This window comes from Novipirellula sp. (assembly GCF_041583735.1).
In the GTDB taxonomy this organism is placed as follows: Bacteria; Planctomycetota; Planctomycetia; order Pirellulales; family Pirellulaceae; genus Novipirellula.
In genome coordinates this window covers 1-15,408 of record NZ_JBFHFD010000149.1, presented here as the reverse complement: position 1 = coordinate 15,408, position 15,408 = coordinate 1, and the positions used below count along the sequence as shown (strand labels likewise).

The following is a 15,408-nucleotide window of genomic DNA, read 5'->3' as shown; positions in this document are numbered from 1 at the left end:
GACGACAAGCTGTAGCCACGGACGTGAGTCCGTGGAAGAGGACGCACCCCGGCGCACAAAGTCGCGAAGCGACGGCAGGTGTTGCGGCCACAGTGCAACGTACCTAAGTTGCAGCGAAACGGTTAAAAGATGAGAGATTAAAAAATGGAGACAGCGCCGGAGATCGTGTTCTGTCTCGAACCGTGAAGTCCGTCACATTTTTCTGTCGCATCAATTTTTCTGTCGACCATCGTCCGGGCACACCGAATCGAACCGCAGATTCTCAGTCCATCCCGTTCGATTGTGCAAGCTCGCTAAGCCCACATGTAAGGACAGAAAGATTGGTGCGACAGAAAGATTTAAAAAACTGAACACCGAACTATCTATCCGGGTGCCAATCATCCAACCAGTGCTACCAGTCGCAACGCGACGACATGAAACGTTTCTGCCGGATGCGTATTCTGATTAGTGACACTACCCGCCGGACGACGTCGCTGGTTCGACGCATTCGAATCGCAAATGCCGGTCATTTAACCGCTCGACTTCTGCACGAAGGACAACTCCAGTGGCCGCCTCGGCCCAGAAATCGATCGCCGGCGGTGCTTGCGTCGTCTCTTTCGCAGCGTCGCTCGACCGTGGTGTGCCGCGTCACCGAAGACGCAAGCAACCATTTATCCCGATCCAAACTCAGCCTGCCACCGATGACGGGGATTCCTCGGGCGTACAAACAATGACCTGGGTCGACTTTCAATCCATCGTTTTGATCGCGGCGTTTTTATCAACAATCCATTCGCAATTGACAAGACCTTGCTCAGCCCGCACCTTGCGAATCGCAATCCGGTCCCTTGTCGCCGACTTCCACTTTGACACCGGCAGTTGGAAAGGCTTTCGCCAAAAGCTCTAGCGCTTCGCCAGTCCGCCTCCCCCACTGGTTTGACAATGCAAAGCTACGCCCATTCCAGTGGATCAATTCATCGTCACCACAAAAAAAGCAACTCGCGTCAAACGAACGTCCCTTTTGCTTTGAGACCGACGACGCCCTTGCAATGAACTCGGCACTCGAACCGACGCTTTCGACTGAATAGAACAGTTTTCCCGTTCGCCAGTGCAGCACTTCTTCGATCTTCTCTGGAGTAACCTCCTTGTCACAAAGATGTCGAACAACAAGTAACATCGCGTTGCGTTTGGCTTGCTTCGGAAACAGTTCGCCGCTCAAACGCACATCAAATTTAGTCAGATCCCGCTTTCTTGTTTTGGTTTGCCGCTCAACTTGATTCTTCTCTCGCAAGCGAGTCTGATATTCCGCAGCTTCCGGTAGCGGGATCACTTGCTGTACATCGACAAAAATCCGATTGCCGTCGGCGTACGGTTTTAGCCGAATGCAGCGAATATCAAGTTCGCGATCGTTGAGCCAGAGAATCGCGGTTGTAACCTCTTTTGAAAAATCAGCCGCGATCAAGACTATCCGCACGTCACTGCCAAACGTCTCCTCGTCAGCTTCACCCCAGGAAAGAAATTCCAGCAGACTTTGTTCTGCGTCGACCTCGCTGCCGTTGTTTCTCAAGTATTTTTCATAGACATCAATCGCTCGTTTGAACGTCATCGTGGAAACCATCGCGGCGTAGCGAATCGCCTGCAGATCCATGTGGCCGCCATCGTCGGTACGCTTCAGTTCGATGACGACGAGGTTTGCGTCTCGATCGATCGCCAACAAATCGATCCGGCGTCGGCTGTCATCCCATTCGCTAAATTCTTCCGCAATGACGAGCAAGTCTTCGTCGACAATGCCGATATTGCTACGCAGAAGCCGTTGCAAATCCTCACGCTCCCTAATCTTGGCAGCGTTAAAGGACGTTGGCGTCAGCTCCACAAATTCATGCTGGGTCATCTCAAAGATTGCCATTGTGCTTGAGGCCCTTGCCTTTCTAATTCGGAATAATCAAATGGTGTTCGACGCAGCATCGATTGACGACTCGGATGAACCGCGATAGAGCTTAATATGTGTGTCGTGCTTCCGATACCGTGCAGTTCGCCGTAAGACCACGCGGCGGATTGAAACCTTTATTTCGATCTTCAATCTGCACCATCTCATGTTCATACGCATTAACCACGCACGCTAGTGTGTCTAATTGCTTCGCCGGCGAATCAATCCGAAACCGAGATTTCCAACTTTCGAAATTGCAGATAACACGCCATGCTGAATGCGGCGCTCTGACACAGACTGTTTTGTATTATTCACCGGTGGCTTCCTGGCTCCCTTATCGTTTCCCCAAAACGGAATTCTCCGCCACCCCTAGTTGTAGCTGCGCCTACCAGCATTTATGCTACCTATATCGGGATGGTTAATCTATAGAATGAGATGATTAACGAATTTGCGGATCATGTTACGTGTCCAGCGCATTGTAAAACTTTAATAGTAAAGCGAACCCGACATCGACATTTCGGCCGCCACAAGTGACGACGCCAAAATGAATCAGACCCAAGTCAAGATCAACGGAGTCGACGTCTTCAACGCTCAAGCCGGGGATGGCCGCAGCACCGGCATCGCATGTTGGTTCATCGACACCAACTACAACGAAGAACGCATCTTCGTCCGCCACGCCTACTATCTAGGCCCTCGCTCTCAAGACAACTTTAAGGCAGAAGCTGGGCGACCCTCAACAGCGACGTCTGCCGCCCCTAGGACAAACCGAAAACCGGCCGAATCGCAGTCAAAATAAGTAATCATCTTGGCGACTAGGTGATGTAAGTGTTTCGGACGACCTAGTCAAGCAATTAAGGATTTTTTATGCCATTTGATATTTCCCAGCCTGCGTTTGTTCGCCTTAAGTCACTGTGCGCTAAAAAAACAAACAAGCTTATGTTCTTTACTGGCGCAGGACTGAGTAAATGGTGTGACCTGCCACTGTGGGGCGAACTCAAAGAAAACCTACTTGATGTGTTGAATAAAAAGGCATCACATTTTGAACTACAGGACAGAGAAGAACTCCGGGTTGCTTCTCAGATGGTTCGGCTCGAACGAAACCCGTGGAGATCTTTTCAGCTGTTACGAGATAAGCTTGGACCACAATCATTTCGCGCGTCAATTCGCGATTCGCTCGTTGATTCGGACGAACTGATTCCACCGGACGCGTACACGCTCTTATGGAAACTCAATACCGCGGGAATACTGAATCTAAATCTAGACCAATTGGCATACAGGGCTTTTTCCCTTGTTCGTCCGGGAAAGCCAATTGACCATTTTGCTGGGAGGAAATGCCCGAACCACGCTCACCTAGTCAAGGGAAATAAGCCGTTTGTCGCAAACTTGCACGGCACACTGTCGGACGCCGAATCGTGGGTCCTGACAAACGAAGACCTTAGTTCGCTGCTTCGCAAAGACGGGTACAAAGAATTTATTCAGTCTTGTTTTCTTGCTCATACTGTTGTCTTTTGTGGGATGTCGGCCGACGACAAAGCTGCTGGCGGATTTTTAGATTCCCTAAAATCTGTCGGAATCGACTCTGGGGAGCACTATTGGTTCACTAATCGTAACGACCGAACAACTGACGATTGGGCCCAAGAGCGGAACATTGAACCCATCTTGTATAGTGCTACTAACCATGATCACAGCGAGTTTGTCGAAGCTTTAAAAGACTTGGTTGACGCAAAACCACTGGATGATATTGCTTCACCGGTCATCGCAAGTGTTCCTATGCTCGGTTTGACTGATGTAGATGCTTGCTATACGCCTGACGATCTTGAGTCCGTCGATGTCGATGTTCTTCGTGAGTATCTAAACACTCGTGCGAACAAAATTTTGACGAGTGAGTCAAACGATCGTTATTCAGATTACTTTCGATTCTGCGAAGAGTATGACGCAGCAATTCACCGAGCTTGGTACGCGAAGCCAGGAACAAAGCACGATACTCTTTTCGGCTATAAATTGGTGAAGGAGATTGGCGAAGGTGCGTTCGGGATGATATTTGAAGCGGAAAACCCTATCGGAGAGTCGGTTGCAGTCAAATTGCTACATGAATCTATTCGAAACAAAAGCGATCGACTTCAGGCATTTCGCAGGGGTGTTGCCTCCATGCAGATACTTGAGTCAAGAAATGTTCATGGAATAGTCCCGTACAAATATGCCGCCGAAATACCAGCATTTGTGGTTATGGACTTGATTGACGGCGAGAACCTTGCAAACGCGATGGAAAAGTATCAGCTCAAGAAATGGGGGGACGTCCTCGCCGTCGCAGCGAAGGTCATTGACATACTCAGAAGATCGCACCGCTTGCCAGAACAAGTTTTACATAGGGACATAAGGCCACAAAACATCATGGTCCGCAATCCGTGGGACGAACCCGAACACTGGGGGGTGGTGATGCTAGATTTCGATTTGTCTTGGAATCGAGATGCTACCGAAAAATCAATTGAAGAACCGGGTTCAACGAACGGGTATCTCGCTCCGGAAATGATGTATCGCGATCAAAGTGTCTCAACGCGTTCGGCCCTTGTTGATTCCTTTGGACTAGGGATGACGTTGTTTTTCATGCGGACCTACCGCGATCCAAAGCCACTTGAAGCATCGCATAGTGATTGGGGAACATCTCTAGGCGAATATCAAGATAAATACACATTTAGAGAGTGGCGATCACTTCCCCGGCGGTTTTTCCGGCTGATCGAGGAGGCGACACGTCCACGGCAATCAGACAGGATAGATGTTGCATCAATTGCAAATGAAATTGATCTGCTTTACTTGGCAACCCAAGACGCGTCGAAGATAGATAACCCATCGGTTTGGGCTGAGGAACTTGCGAGCAATTCAGCACAGATTCCATATACTAGAGACGCAGATAGCACCGATTGCCGTATCCGTATGGGAGGTCTCGTTGTACTGATATCTGGGCGTGACCTGGCAGATGAGGTTGTGGTTGAGTTTAGGTGGAGTCAGGTAGGAAATGAGCAGTTCGCGAGTGTGAAGAAGTGGCTGCCCCGTGCGTGTGACCAGGTAAATGCAGAGATGAAGGCTGGTGGGTGGAACGGACAAATTATGAATGATGGCTATTTCCTCGATGGAAGCTTTAGAGCCGAGGTCTCCAAATTGAAGCGATTGCGTGGCCGTTTTCAAACTGCCTTAGAAAGGGCAATTGCGTCTTGTCAACTTAGGTGAATCTTGTTGCGATTATGCACTTACGCGTCTCCGACACGTTCACTGGCAGCATCGCTTCCTCAGCGGGCGTTGAGATCATAGCTTAGGCTTACATGCCTATTTTCTTTGACAAGTAGGACGATTAACCCACTTGTTGCAAGTAACTTGCGTTTGCACTAATACATGGAAACTCCAAATTAAAAAGGACACGAATCACATCAATCGTCAGCCGCCAAGTTGAGCGGCCTCAGTAGCCAATACGCTCGCGTAAACGCCAGATGATTGTAAACGTAGATACAGATATCGCCGGCAAATCTGAACAACACATCCACAAAAAAAACGCCCTAGCATTACCAGGCCGGCATCATGGATCGCGTTGACAACAGACCTCACTCGCAACAAACTATCGCCGCCTCGCTCTAAAATGGCGAGTATGATTTTGACGTCGCAAATGTTGTGAACGTGTTCATTTCAAATTCCAGAGATGACGCGTAGAAGCTAAAGCACAAATCGATGTTTTCGGTTTGCAATTTTAGATTAACGCGAAGGATTTCTGCTTTGCTACGCCGTGTGTGCTCACTGTGATTGAGCTAAGCTATGGGTTTGTCCCAGTGTTGTCTGGGTAAACTGCATTGTGGTTTCGTACATTAGAGGATAGGTCAATGAGCGATGTATCACCGGCGAAGATGAAGTGTCCTCACTGCGCAAAGGTCTTGCAGTTTTCAGCCGATAAAGTTGGCAAGGTTGCAAAATGTCCCGGCTGTGCGAACGCCGTTACACTCATTGACCAAACAGCAAGATCCAAGCCAAACAAGTCAGTCGCTGTTGACTCGGTGGCTCCGATCAACGCGGCACCGCCGGCGATCCCCGTTCCGCCTGCGAAGCCCACGCCCGCCATCCAATCGCAAGTGGTGCAGCCCGATGCGCCGACAACTTCATTGTCAACAACCGACGGGATTCATCGCCAAGCCGAACGAGATGGTGCATCACGTTTTATGGCAGATGGCCAAGATCCCGCGATGATCCAGAAACTCTTAAACCGCGTTCAAGAGATATGCACGTCGTCTGAGGAACCTTTGTATATGGCGGTACAACAGCGTCCTGTTGCCAATTTTGCTCCCGATGCTGTCGTTTTAACGAACCGCCGAGCAATCATTTTCCGTCAAAAGATTCTTGGCCGACTCGAGTTTGTTGACTGTATATGGCTACAGATTGCTGGAATACATATGAAAGAAAACATGATCGGGGCAACTGTATCGGTTCAGGGGCATTCCGGTCACGTTGAAGTTGTTGACTACCTGCCAAAGGTTCAGGCACGTCGTGTGTATCGAATTGGTCAGGAGATGGAGGAAGAGATGATCGAAATGCGCCGACAAAGGAAAATGGAAGAAGAGAGGAACGCGGCAAACCAAGTCACGATCAATACGGCTGTTGCGGCTCCTAGTCCCGCTCCAGCACACGCGGGACAAGACAACTTGGTCGCCCGACTCGGACAACTCAAACAAATGCTTGATGCGGACTTGATTACGGAAGCTGAGTTCCACGCCAAGAAAACTGAAATCATAAACTCCATTTAGTAAACTCGGTGTTACTCGAGATTGGCGAACGAAAGATCTGATTCATGTGGGATCGAAATCACTGACAAGTCATGAGCAACGCAAAAATGTTCAGGGGGCCTTCTGGTGTCGATCCATCGGTTGTGGCAGGCCGCGTCGCTGGAAGTGATCTTGGGGACCGTGTACGCCGCGTTTATATCGACTCGACCAGCAATAGGGGTAGGTATCGGTTCGGCACAGTAACACTACGAGAAACACAACAAAACGCCCACGGGGAATTGCTCCTCCGCGGGCGTTTCGGTTCGTAGCATAGGCTTCTAGCCTGTGTTTTTGCCAAGCGGGATGCGACAACTAAGTTTGAAGAGTGTTGGGTGAAGGGGGAAACGAAAAGAATGCAGTCGTGATGCGAATTCCGTATTCGGTTTTAAATGAAGACAGACTTGCTCGATCGAACGTTTGCTTTTGCGAAGCCAATCGTGAAACTCAGCCAGACGTTGCAGGAGCAACGAGGTGTCCCTCAAACGCTGGGTTCGCAATTGGTTCGATCCGGCACGGCCATCGGTGCGAATGTTGAAGAAGGACAAGCAAGCCAGACCCGGAAAAATTTACGACTCAAGTACAACATCGCGTGCAAAGAACCGCGCGAGACGCTGCATTAGCTCCAGCTGCTTGCCGAGACCGAGATCGTCTCGCAAGATCGACTTCAGGCCATGATGGATGAGGGAAATGATTTTGTCGTGATTGTGACGTCGATCGTCAAAACACTCCGCGACTAACTTTCACTCTTTTGCCCTCACTCTTCCCCCTCACACTTCTCACTTCTTTTTGGCTTTTCGCAATCGCTTCCACACCTTGCGGCCAGTGTCGCGGTCGAGCCGAACGAGCTGGTGTTTGCGGATGTCGAAGATTGCGGTGTCGCCTCTCGCTTTTTTGGCGTAAACGAACGGCAAGCAGACGGCGATGACTTTGCTGGGCTGGCCAGCGTCACCGGCTTTGTAGACCGATCGAACCGGCTCTTCCGCCGCAAGCGTTCCGCCTGAACAGCACCACAGGAACGATGGCAGTTCGTAGATCTCCGTCAAAGCCGTGACGTAGTCTCCTGGTTTGATGTCTTCTCCAGCAACGCGTGCTGCCACGTTCGTCGCGATGTTGGTATCGGTTGCAGTTTTCATGTTTCCAGAATCGTTGAAAGATAAAATGGTGCATGTGCGTTCTCTGTTGAACCGCGAGCTTGGTTTACTCGCGGCCGGTCGTAATGGCGAAACTGGAAAATAAAACACGCATAACGTCACGAAGCTTGAAGGGTGAAGTTAGAAGTTTGAAATACGGTGCGGTTGCTTGGTGGTTTTGGCGAACAAGGGAGATCACCTAAGAAGAGCGATTTGCCTGAACGCACGTTCGCGTTTGCCCAACGAATTCTCCGACTTTGCTTGGGGCTTGAAAAAGATGGGATTGGCTGCACCCGATTCGTGCGGCGGTTGACTTTGTAGTGGTCAGCAAGCGAACATGGGGGCGGTTCGTATTCCCGTTTCATCCGCAACAACCCAATCAGGCCTGAAATCCCAAAATGAACAAAGTTCAAATTCCAACCAAGCGAGTGTGAATATCCGCTCTCAATTTGCAAATCATCCCTGCCGAAACGTTTTCCGGGAACACTCAGGTTCAGAAAACGGGAACGATCATTTTAGCAATTGATCGCAGCGATCGGCCGCAGTGAGTCAACGCCGTATTATGGATCGATGATATGTGATTGCTTGATTCGGGCTTTTGATGAGCCTTGTTGCGGCTAGAACGATCGGTGCCAGCAGTTCATTTATTAGCTTCCGTTAAGTCGACCGCCTCCTGTACTGCTTCGTCGGCGTCCTGTTTGTCGCCGGCGTCCAACTGGGGTGCTTCTTGTTTTGATTCCGCCTCCGGTTCATGGCTGAGTTCAATCAGCAATGGGAAATGGTCCGAGCCTATGAACTCAAGCGTTCTCAACTCGGCGACTCGGAAGTCGTCGGAGTGAAACAGGTAGTCAAGTGGATAACGCAAATACCAAGAGGTCGCATCGTAGGTCGAATACATGCCGCGTCCCTTGCGAGGATCGAGCAAGCCACTGACCTCCTGAAACAAGTTAGTCGTTCGTGACCAGCCGACATCGTTCATGTCGCCCAGCACGATGGCGGATTTATCCTTCGCAACTTCGCGACCGACAAGCACCAATTCGGCATCGCGTTTCACGGTGCTCTCGCCAGGTCTTGGTGGATTGGGGTGAACGGCAAACAACCGCAATTTTTGCCCGTTTCGCAAACGTAGGGTGGCATCGATGGAAGGAATCTCGTGTTTGACCATTGACCGAATGCGACAGGAATCCACCTGCAAATTACAGTAAAACGCTATTCCATAGCCATTCTCAAGAGGATGCTTTTTGGCGAAATCGAATTGTTCGTCAAGTGCCGCAAGCGAATCGAGCCACCGCGAGTTGACCTCGCAAAGCACCAGTACGTCTGGCTTTTCTCTTCGAACAATTTCCAGGACCGCCGCTGCGTTGTCGTTCTCTTGGAGGACGTTCATTGAAACAATTCGCAATCGCGCCGCTGGATCTTGCTGCTGCGCCCACTGAACCCTTTTTGGCGCGAACGGCATGTAGGGAAAGATCCAGTACCCTTGAATGACGCAGGCTACCAGCAACCCCGCGGCAAGCCATTTTGTAGGACGATGACGACGAACAAGCAGCATCACGGCAAGCGTCACAAGGTAAACGCAGAGAAGTTGGATCCGCGGATAATCGCCAACGCGGACCCACCACCAGTTGACCGGAAACAGCGGCGCAATGGCAGTGACGATCAGTAGACCACACCAAACACTCCACAGTATCCATTGCCAACTTCGTTCTTTGACACCGTCGTTGTTCATGGCTGTTCCGAGGTAGTTGCGTAATCGGCGGTGACAAATTCGGCCCCAATACTGCGAACCGCCGATTTGCCTCGACAGGTCAGGTCGCTGATGAAGGCGAATTGATCACGAAGGTCAAATGGATACGCTTTGACTTTATAATGGGTGCCCCATGGCTCATCCGCTAACATTACCAAGACCGGTTTGCTGTATTCCAAATAGGCGCTCGTCATCGCCACTTCGCGAAGTGCGTGACGGACCGCGTCGGCATCATGGTCGGGACGAATGTAAAAATTTGCCACACACATCAACGTCCGCTCGCCGTTGTTGGAATTCGCAATGTTTTCGTCCCAGATCCGGGTGTGAGGAACGGTCACGAGGTCGTCCGCTGCGGTCTGCAGGCACAGCGAACGCATGCCAACCGAACGCACCTCACCATAATGGTCACCGATTGTGACCCAATCGCCAGGCCGATAGGGACGCTCAAAAACAGCGATAATCCCGGCAATCAGCCCGCTGACATAGTCCTTAAAGGCAAACCCAATCGCGACACTAGCCCCGCCTGCAATGACGAGAAAGTTTTCGAAGTTGACGTTAAATATAATTGGGATCAACCACAAGATCGCCCCCGTCATCGTCAACAGTCGTATGATCGGCACGGCATTGAGGATGTAAAGACGCGTCTGGCTAGGGCCGCGTTCGGCCAGAAGCGGAAGTAATTTGCGAGTGAGAAAGATAAGCAACCAAGCGGAGAAGATGATCGCAACGATGTGCAGGAAGTTGATGTCTTGCAAATCATTGATTAGTTTCATTGCTTCGTCTTGAGCTTCTTCGGCGCCCGACTGACCGGTTGATTCCAGCTCTTCTACCTGCTTTTGCGTGGTTTCGCTCGTTTCGGGCAAAGACGCGGTTCGCTCTGACACGCTGTCAGCCAACTCGGCGGCTACCTGCCCCGACGAAGACGGTTCAGCAGAATTTTCGCCCGTGGGGACCTTGCTTTCTTCTTGCATCATAGTTTGTCCTCTGGAAACCCTGCGGAGACCAGTCGAGATCGGATCGCCGGATAGGCGTCCGGTTTACATTGATACCCATCGTTTTGATGAGCGACGAAATCGGCTTCGACCAGCGATGGCAAGACGTTTGACGCATCGACGCTTGGCGTTGCCAAATCTAATTCCTCTTCGGTCAGCCCTCCGTGGATCAATAAGGCCTGCAATGTCAGCAACGCCGCATCGACATCCTCTATCGGCAAACTGAAATCCTCCAATTCCGAAACCCATCGCGTTTGCTCATCAGGAAACTTCGGGTGACCGATGTTTTGGCCACTTGGGCGGACGCGTAATGCGCGATGCCACAGGTGCCAAGCGATCCAAGGGATTCCTAGGCTGCGAGCGGCCAGCTTCGCGAAATAGTCTGAATCGGCGATCAAACCATTTTTAGATTGCCTGAAGACATACTCGGATGCGTTATCACTTTGGGAAAGCGGCATTAACCAATTCCGAAGTCGGTCGGCATCGAAAGCGTTAAAGGTCAAACCAAGCGGCAATAGGCGTCCCGCACTGACCGCCTTGTTTAGAAACTGCCACGCCCAAGAATTGCATCCAATGATAAGGTGACGTTTGGCTTTTGAGGCTTGTAGCAACAAACGACGAACGTGCATCATACCGTCTTGATGACGAAGGAACCAACGTTCAAGTTGAGGGATGACCACCAAGGTGTTTTCGCAGTCGAGTGGTACGGAAGCGACTTTCGAGTGGTCTAGCAATGATTCACGCAGTGGCGGATCGATAATGCGATGGCCGTGTTCGACAGCCCATGTACGAAGCAAATCGTTGGTGTCTGCCGGTGGTAAGACCACAAGCTGAAGCCATCGCGACGGATTCGGATCGCAGATCCATTCGGCAAAGGTGGCTTGCATTTCTTCCATGATTGGACCGCAAGCCGGTGGCGATTCGATTCCCGCCGAGTGTTTGTCACTTACCCATTTCAGCGAGTCTTCCGAAATGAATGGATCCTCATCCTTGCCCCCGAATCGCTTCCAGATTTTCCAACTGAAATTCCGTATCGACTCATCGGCGGCCATTGCAGGCCATTGATAGTGACCAAGAGTGTTGAACGTCAGTGGTTGACCGGTTGCTTCACTCACGTTGTATCTTCATTCATGGGGTTCATGGATTGAAAAGATCGAGCATGCTGCTTTCCTGCTAGTCCGTGAGTCGTTGTGCGACGAACCTGCCACCGATCGCCTCATCCATCCCGCGATCCGGGGCGGACAACGGTCAGTCGTAATCGATCTTATTGAACCAATTAGGCACATGTTGTGCCGTCGCCAATCCCCGTGGTCACGAGCCACGTGCAATTCAAGGTGTCAACCGTCCATGGTCGCTCGGCGAGCACATCGCGAATTTATCGAGTGATTGCCACGGCGTGCTTTCCGATCACCCCCATAATGCGACCGTTAATAGCAAATTTGAATCGCCGCACTCGTCGCGCATTTGCCCGCCATATTGACAAGTCAAATCGTCAGATTTGTTCGCCCCCTATTCAGGCTGTTCGCGTTACTTGGTCCCAAAAGAGACTCGGTCGATCAAAGTGGCTAGATTGGTCGCTCGTTCTGCGATCAACTTGGTCGCGAACGGATCATCGTCGGGTCACCATCTCAATTTACATCAAACGTAGTGGACGAGACAGCGAGTCCCCAAGCTCACCGTCCACCGTAGGACTCGTTGCCTGGTCCACTACCGGAAGTTTGATAGTCGTTGATTGCTCCGCAATCATCATCGTCCCCACAAGACGTCGAGGACGCAGACCGCTAGTTGCAATCGTTGGTGCTCAATCCAGAGATGACCGTGCGCCGCCGAGCCGTGATGGAAAAGTGTACCTATTACCCGCACCTCGGCCCCGAGAGTCACCGATGTCGTCCGGTTCCATCTCGCTGATTTGGTCAAGCTGACCACCGCCATCTGGATCATCCGCTGAAGATGCCATTAATCCCGAGTCGGCCTAGTTGGCAGTTCTAGAAATGGCAGCTTCAATCTTTGACATGAGTCCTTTGCCACCAACTGCTTTGATGATCGCCAGCAGTTAGGATTCTTCGTCAGTGAATAGGACACCGCGGATGAGTTCTTTGCTGTCCGCTCGTCCACCTAGGGAGCCTGCTAGAATCGATAGTCCACTGATGAAGATGCATAGTTTGGCGTGCTGTTGAAAACCGGTTGCCGGCACCACCGTGGTCCAGGTTTGCATCAATCGTTGCGGAAAGATCGTGGCGATGGCTAGGTAGATCAGGCCGCCGAACGCGATAAAAAGAACGGCCATCGTTAGGAACAGACTCAAAATGATCACGGTCTCGGTCACCACCGCGGATTCAGAAAGTGTTCGATCGCGACTGCTGACGGGCCCCGATGCAAACGACTTGTACAACGCCAGCGTTGCGCCACTGATCGCAAGCACGGCAAAGATAACTATCTGGTAGAGTTCGACAACGCTGGCAACGTCCCACATATCGGGCGTGAACAGTAGAAAGATCAAAACGGATAATGCCGCCGTGATCATCGTCGGTAAGCGAGCGAGTAACTTCAATGGGTTGGCTCGGTGGATTCCCGCCAGGATGCTTCGCGTGTTGATCAATATGGCGCTGGTAATAAAGCCCCAACGGCCGGACTCTCGGTTGCTGACTCGCTCGCGAGCTTCAATGGGAAGGTTCTTCAGCACCACGCGGCGTTGCGGGTCGGTAAAGTCGACCATGCGATCGAGTTCGGCGACCGCTTTAAAGTCGTACATGATATTGTGGTTGTCGTCCTCATGCGACAGATTCAATAGGTGACCGAAACTGTGCAGCATTAACGTGCTGAGCCGACGCGGCGACGTTTCCACCGTGGACGCTTCACCCCAAAACGCAGGATCGAGTCGCTTGGTTGAGATGACCGCGACGTTGGTCAACTGACTAGGTAGCGCCAGTGCATATGCAAGTTTGGAAGCGGACAAATCCACTTCTGTAACGATCAACAAAAAGTCAATGTTGCGTTCTATCTTTTCATTCAAACCAATTCGCAAAAAATCCATTGCTGCATACGAACCAGATTCCGGAGTCAAATGCGGGCCGCTGAAGTTGAAGAATTGGATGTCGAGACCAAGCTCCTCGTTCAGCGTCTCGCGAACCAACGCCAGAGACTTTTGAACCATCAATTCGAACGCCACTTCGTCGGTCGCCTCGACTAACGCCTGCATCACGCCAACCGTATAACGCAGAGGCTTCGACTCTGTCGCTGGCGATTTGGAAGAGAGATGCATCTGGGAATCGCCAGGCGTTAAATGGGTTGAAAATTCGTTGCCGTTAAGCGTTGGCTTCCAATACCAGCGAGACAGAGCCGATTGGCAAAAAGCCGTTACTGCCCCTGAATATATGCGATCGAGAAGAGCAGGTCGCGGTCAACCCGCGAGCGTGAGGAAAGCCTCGCGAAGAAAGAACGCGAACGCTTTGCTTGATTAAACTCCCGGTTCAAAACTTGTCGATCGTCGATACACAACGTCCGGGATGTTCGAAAGAGGCCAAGCAATTGGTCTTCCACAAGGATCAACCTTAGGCGGCACTAAACGCTAACAGCAATGAACTTTGGGCTGGAACATTCGACCTCGACTCGATCGAGTCGACGAAGGAATTCACCTCAGTCGCTTCACGGTCGCTAAATAGGCTGGGAAACCTAACCGAAGAATTTTATCTGAGCTCCAAGATTTGGCTCAAGAAATGCTATAGAGGATTAGAGAAATCGGTGGCTGGTCTGTCCAGGAGCAAACCCGGTCTGCAGTTCCACCTGCTCATGCGGATCATGTGATGATGACACAGGAATCTAACGATGATTGGCTCACTGATTGGATGGGTGGTTGTTGGTTTGGTGGCAGGATTTCTCGCTCGAATGCTTCATCCAGGAAATGATTCGATGGGGATCATCGCCACGATGGTCTTGGGAATTCTAGGATCTCTGCTGGGGGGAGCTGTCGCGTACATACTGAAGCTTGGTACTTCGCCATTTGAACCAGGAGGCTGGATACTGGCCACGCTCGGAGCAATCGTACTTCTCGTTCTGGGATGGTTTGGGACCAAACGACGAGCCGTGTAGCTTGAGCGTGCTCAGATGCTTGGCTGCGACGACAATCAAGGCAGCTATTGTTCGTTAAAGAAGTCTAACATTGAAGCACTTCTCGAAAGCACTCAAACCCTTTCGCGTTAACAGGATCGCCGCTCGCTATCGCCGCTCAGTAAAGAGACGTCGAGACAAGCAATGCTCACTGTCGAGATGTCGCATTTCATTTTGTCAATAAAAAACTCGCTGCCATTCGTTCGAGTTCGTAGGTTGAGCAAGCCACTACCGGGATTTGGTTTTGAACTCGTTGTACAAAAATTGCTCGCTGTCAAATAGCTGATGCACCATTGCCATTTTTCATGGACGCCTTGGTGCTCGATTTCGGATTGCATTTATTGGCAGCTGGTTTGTTGTATCAAGGGTTGCATCCAAGCCGCGTAAGTGACACGCCGCAATCGCCATTTTCACTGATTCGATTCGGTAGCTTCTTCCACAATTTGGTCGCGTTTGATAGTGCGAGACCTGTAGCCATGTACCCTGCCGATAAAATAACCCTAACCTTTCAAACTTAAAAGCTCAATCATGAATCAAATCAAAGTTGGTAGCCGTATTGTCTACCAAGTCTCCACCCCCACGACATTCCTGTTTAATATTTCGGTCGCTCGAAACGACCATCAGCAGATCGTCGAAGAATCATTCGCCGTCGAACCATTCTACAAAATTGAGGAATGTGCTGTTGGCCCCTTGGGCAATCGACCGGTTAGGCTTTCCGTGCCGCCGGGTG

General features: G+C 50.9%; 11 protein-coding genes and 1 pseudogene. 6 read left to right on the top strand and 6 right to left on the bottom strand.

Features of this window, described 5'->3' with window-relative positions; translation table 11 throughout:
• Positions 1 to 790: 790 nt before the first annotated feature.
• Entirely contained in the window at positions 791 to 1,882 is a 1,092-nt protein-coding gene (locus tag ABX962_RS13345; protein WP_372720158.1) for a hypothetical protein, read from the bottom strand.
• Between the two features lie 565 nt (positions 1,883 to 2,447).
• On the opposite strand from ABX962_RS13345, the gene ABX962_RS13340 reads away from it, so the two are divergent.
• From ABX962_RS13340 to ABX962_RS13325, 4 genes are all read left to right on the top strand, one after another.
• The gene (locus ABX962_RS13340; protein WP_372720156.1) at positions 2,448 to 2,699 is read left to right on the top strand and encodes a hypothetical protein; all 252 of its coding nucleotides are present in this window, start codon (positions 2,448 to 2,450) and stop codon (positions 2,697 to 2,699) included.
• Between the two features lie 68 nt (positions 2,700 to 2,767).
• Positions 2,768 to 5,128, top strand: a complete 2,361-nt coding sequence (locus ABX962_RS13335; RefSeq protein WP_372720154.1) for an SIR2 family protein — start codon at positions 2,768 to 2,770, stop codon at positions 5,126 to 5,128.
• Positions 5,129 to 6,015: 887 nt separating this feature from the next.
• Entirely contained in the window at positions 6,016 to 6,684 is a 669-nt protein-coding gene (locus tag ABX962_RS13330; RefSeq protein ID WP_372720152.1) for a PH domain-containing protein, read from the top strand.
• 407 nt (positions 6,685 to 7,091) lie between these two features.
• Positions 7,092 to 7,322, top strand: a complete 231-nt coding sequence (locus ABX962_RS13325) for a four helix bundle protein (protein ID WP_372720150.1) — start codon at positions 7,092 to 7,094, stop codon at positions 7,320 to 7,322.
• Between the two features lie 156 nt (positions 7,323 to 7,478).
• On the opposite strand, the gene ABX962_RS13320 is transcribed toward ABX962_RS13325, so the two are convergent.
• The 5 genes from ABX962_RS13320 to ABX962_RS13300 all read right to left on the bottom strand — a co-directional run bounded on the left by ABX962_RS13320 (position 7,479) and on the right by ABX962_RS13300 (position 13,833).
• The gene (locus ABX962_RS13320; protein WP_372720148.1) at positions 7,479 to 7,835 is read right to left on the bottom strand and encodes a hypothetical protein; all 357 of its coding nucleotides are present in this window, start codon (positions 7,833 to 7,835) and stop codon (positions 7,479 to 7,481) included.
• A gap of 637 nt (positions 7,836 to 8,472) precedes the next feature.
• Complete coding sequence (locus ABX962_RS13315; protein WP_372720146.1) at positions 8,473 to 9,561, bottom strand: endonuclease/exonuclease/phosphatase family protein; 1,089 nt, start codon at positions 9,559 to 9,561, stop codon at positions 8,473 to 8,475.
• Entirely contained in the window at positions 9,558 to 10,553 is a 996-nt protein-coding gene (locus tag ABX962_RS13310; protein ID WP_372720144.1) for a mechanosensitive ion channel family protein, read from the bottom strand. The genes ABX962_RS13315 and ABX962_RS13310 overlap by 4 nt, the downstream gene beginning before the upstream one ends.
• Positions 10,550 to 11,686, bottom strand: a complete 1,137-nt coding sequence (locus tag ABX962_RS13305) for a hypothetical protein (protein WP_372720142.1) — start codon at positions 11,684 to 11,686, stop codon at positions 10,550 to 10,552. Before ABX962_RS13305 ends, ABX962_RS13310 begins: the two co-directional genes overlap by 4 nt.
• 938 nt (positions 11,687 to 12,624) lie before the next feature.
• Complete coding sequence (locus tag ABX962_RS13300; protein WP_372720140.1) at positions 12,625 to 13,833, bottom strand: hypothetical protein; 1,209 nt, start codon at positions 13,831 to 13,833, stop codon at positions 12,625 to 12,627.
• Between the two features lie 563 nt (positions 13,834 to 14,396).
• Between ABX962_RS13300 and ABX962_RS13295 the strand changes: the two genes are divergently transcribed.
• Positions 14,397 to 14,660, top strand: a complete 264-nt coding sequence (locus tag ABX962_RS13295; protein WP_372720138.1) for a GlsB/YeaQ/YmgE family stress response membrane protein — start codon at positions 14,397 to 14,399, stop codon at positions 14,658 to 14,660.
• 546 nt (positions 14,661 to 15,206) lie between these two features.
• A pseudogene (locus tag ABX962_RS13290) lies at positions 15,207 to 15,408 on the top strand (transglutaminase family protein); the annotation flags it as partial.

What these genes read in the sequence shown, in the direction of transcription:
- ABX962_RS13345 (WP_372720158.1), bottom strand. Translation starts at nt 1,882, where the DNA reads ATGGCAATCTTTGAGATGACCCAGCATGAATTTGTGGAGCTGACGCCA.
- ABX962_RS13340 (WP_372720156.1), top strand. Translation starts at nt 2,448, where the DNA reads ATGAATCAGACCCAAGTCAAGATCAACGGAGTCGACGTCTTCAACGCT.
- ABX962_RS13335 (WP_372720154.1), top strand. Translation starts at nt 2,768, where the DNA reads ATGCCATTTGATATTTCCCAGCCTGCGTTTGTTCGCCTTAAGTCACTG.
- ABX962_RS13325 (WP_372720150.1), top strand. Translation starts at nt 7,092, where the DNA reads ATGAAGACAGACTTGCTCGATCGAACGTTTGCTTTTGCGAAGCCAATC.
- ABX962_RS13320 (WP_372720148.1), bottom strand. Translation starts at nt 7,835, where the DNA reads ATGAAAACTGCAACCGATACCAACATCGCGACGAACGTGGCAGCACGC.
- ABX962_RS13315 (WP_372720146.1), bottom strand. Translation starts at nt 9,561, where the DNA reads ATGAACAACGACGGTGTCAAAGAACGAAGTTGGCAATGGATACTGTGG.
- ABX962_RS13310 (WP_372720144.1), bottom strand. Translation starts at nt 10,553, where the DNA reads ATGATGCAAGAAGAAAGCAAGGTCCCCACGGGCGAAAATTCTGCTGAA.
- ABX962_RS13300 (WP_372720140.1), bottom strand. Translation starts at nt 13,833, where the DNA reads ATGCATCTCTCTTCCAAATCGCCAGCGACAGAGTCGAAGCCTCTGCGT.
- ABX962_RS13295 (WP_372720138.1), top strand. Translation starts at nt 14,397, where the DNA reads ATGATTGGCTCACTGATTGGATGGGTGGTTGTTGGTTTGGTGGCAGGA.